Annotated in this window: 2 protein-coding genes; both read left to right on the top strand. The window is 50.9% G+C overall.

From position 1 onward, the window contains the following. A partial coding sequence (rqcH, locus tag LDL35_RS15235) for a ribosome rescue protein RqcH (protein WP_304024108.1) occupies positions 1-1,386 on the top strand: 1,386 nt, incomplete at its 5' end. Next, entirely contained in the window at positions 1,383-2,408 is a 1,026-nt protein-coding gene (locus LDL35_RS15230) for an mRNA surveillance protein pelota (RefSeq protein ID WP_304024105.1), read from the top strand. The genes rqcH and LDL35_RS15230, both read left to right, overlap by 4 nt. Positions 2,409-2,690: the final 282 nt, after the last annotated feature.

The raw sequence follows: 2,690 nt of genomic DNA, 5'->3' as shown, positions 1-2,690 counted from the left end.
GAGTTTGCTGAGCGATTGTCTGGAGATGACCGGGACATTGTCAGATCTCTTGCAGTCGGCTCATTCCTTGGAGGACGGTATGCAGAATATATCCTCTCTGTTACCGGGATAGATAAAAATACACTTGCCAAAGAGGCTGATGCGCCGGCACTCTATACTGCGATCCATGACCTCCTAAAAAAAGCCAGAACTTCTCCGACCCCAGTCCTTGATACAAACGGGTGCCATCCAATTCCGGTCGGTGATGAAAAACCCGGTTCTTTTGACTCGTTTAATGCGGCCCTTGCTGCATTCTACCCGGTTGCTCCTCCGGTAAAGAAACAGGAGGAGAAGAAACGGGTATCCCGTGAGGACCGGATCCGTCATCAGCAGGAAGAGGCTATTGTAAAGTTTGAGAAGAATATCGCACGGAATGAGGAGCTTGCCGCTCTCCTCTATGAAGAGTATGGCTCTGTATCGGAAGTAATTACAACACTTTCAAAGGCTGCAGAGACTCGTTCATGGCAGGAAATTGAAGCGATATTAAAGAAGGATACGTCCGGTGCAGGAAAGAAAATAATCAGGATATTTCCGGCAGAGGCAGCAGTTGAACTCGACCTTGGTCGCCCGGTGAAGGTTTTTGTCCATGAAACCATTGACCAGAATGCCGGCAGGTACTATGATCAGGTAAAAAAGTTCAAGAAAAAACTTGCCGGTGCAAAAGCGGCTATGGAACGCGAGGTGCAGCAGGCACGAACCAGGAAAGTGCAGTATCAGCGGCCGAAGAAGCGGTGGTTTGACCGGTTCAGGTGGTTTTATACATCAGATCAGGTTCTGGTCATTGGCGGCCGGGATGCCGGGCAGAATGAAGAATTGATCCGGAAGTATCTGGAGGGTGGGGATACCTTTGTCCATGCTGATGTTCATGGGGCCAGTGTTGTTGTGGTAAAAGGAAAGACGAAAGCCATGGATGAGGTGGCACGGTTTGCAGCGGCATATTCAGGTGCATGGCGGGCCGGGTTTGCATCCGCTGATGTGTATGCGGCACGGCCTGATCAGGTATCAAAGACTGCAGAGTCAGGTGAATACCTCTCCAGAGGTTCGTTCGTGGTCAGGGGAGAGCGGCAATGGTTCCACGATGTCCCGCTTGAGGTGGTCATCGGGCTTCAGAAGGCCCCTCAGACCCGGATTCTCGGAGGTCCGGCATCAGCCGTTACAAAATCATGTGACCTGTTCGTAACGCTTCATCCGGGAACATATGAGCCCAATGATATCGCAAAGAAGGTTGTCCGTGCTCTTCGTGAGAAACTATCTGCAGATGATCAGAAGGCACTCAAGTTTGCCCTCAATACCGAGGCGGTTGCTGCGTTTGTCCCGCCCGGAGGATCTGATCTGGTGGAAGGATGAAGGCAGAAACAGGAGAACTACAACGGTCATTTGGTGAAATTCGTCTCTTTCCTGAGAATAGTGATGACCTCTGGCACCTCCACCACCTCATTACACCCGGTTCTCTCGTCTATGCAACCACGCTCCGGAGTGTTGAGGGTTCCCAGGATAAGATACGTCCGGAAAAGCAGGAAAAGCGCCCGGTCCGTCTTGGTATCAGGGTGGAGGATGTCGAGTTTCATGAGTATTCAATACGGCTGCGGGTTTTTGGAATCATTGAGTCAGGGGTGGATATCGGCTCTCATCACACCTTAAACCTCGAACCCGGATATGAGATCTCGGTCATCAAATCATGGTCCGGAAGTGATCTTGAACGGATTGACCGGGCAGTGAAAGGGTCGGCAGCAGAGGCGATTCATATTCTCACCGTTGAAGAGGGGGAAGCAGAACTCTACCGGGTGCAGAGTTATGGTCCAAAGCAGATCTGGTCACTTGCTGCTGGAAGCGGGAAGACAGCCGAGGTCAGCAGCAGGGAAGAGTTTTCAGAGGCTGTTGTGTCACAGGTCTCACAGCTTACCGGACCCTTGGTTATTGCAGGACCTGGGTTTGTAAAAGAAGAGATTATCGCGAAATTCAAGCGGAAACATCCTTCCCGATCTGCACCCCTGGTCATCGGGGATACCAGGGCCGGAGGAAGAAGGGCTGTGCAGGAGGTCATCGGCCAGGGGATCCTTGAAAAACTGAACGGGGATCTGCAGCTCGCACGGGAAGTAACCTGCCTTGATGAGCTCATGCGCCGGATTGGGAAAGATGAGCCGGTAGCATATGGAATCGATGCGGTCAGGGAGGCAACCGGATGTGGAGCGGTTCAGACCCTCATGGTGGTTGATACCCTCCTTCGGGATCCTGATGCAGCAGATCTTATCAGACAGGCAGAGGCGATGCGTTCTGAAGTCGTCATCTTCTCATCGCGGTTTGAACCTGGTGAGCGACTTGCCGGTCTTGGGGGTATAGCAGCCCTTCTCAGGTATGCAATCGCCTGAAAGCCGGATTTTATCCTGTATCTGACTCGTATGTCAAATCCTGATGTTGCGAATTTTTCATAATAATCTGTCTGAATAAACCGGTTGATGTTTAAATCCGGGATCGCTAATATACATTATGCGTAATCTGGTGACTGGTACACAAGACCAGGATCGCTGGGTCGTACTGATCCTTTCCCTTACCGTACTGGTTTTTTTTATTAGCTGGTACGCAATATCACACAATATCCATACCGTCATCTCACATCTTTTCTATATTCCGGTTATTCTTGCCTGCTGGAG

Origin of the sequence: Methanospirillum hungatei, from assembly GCF_020216685.1 — an archaeon.
GTDB lineage: Archaea > Halobacteriota > Methanomicrobia > Methanomicrobiales > Methanospirillaceae > Methanospirillum > Methanospirillum hungatei_B.
The sequence above is the reverse complement of the archived record's forward strand: the minus strand, read 5'-3'. Positions and strand labels throughout refer to the sequence as shown.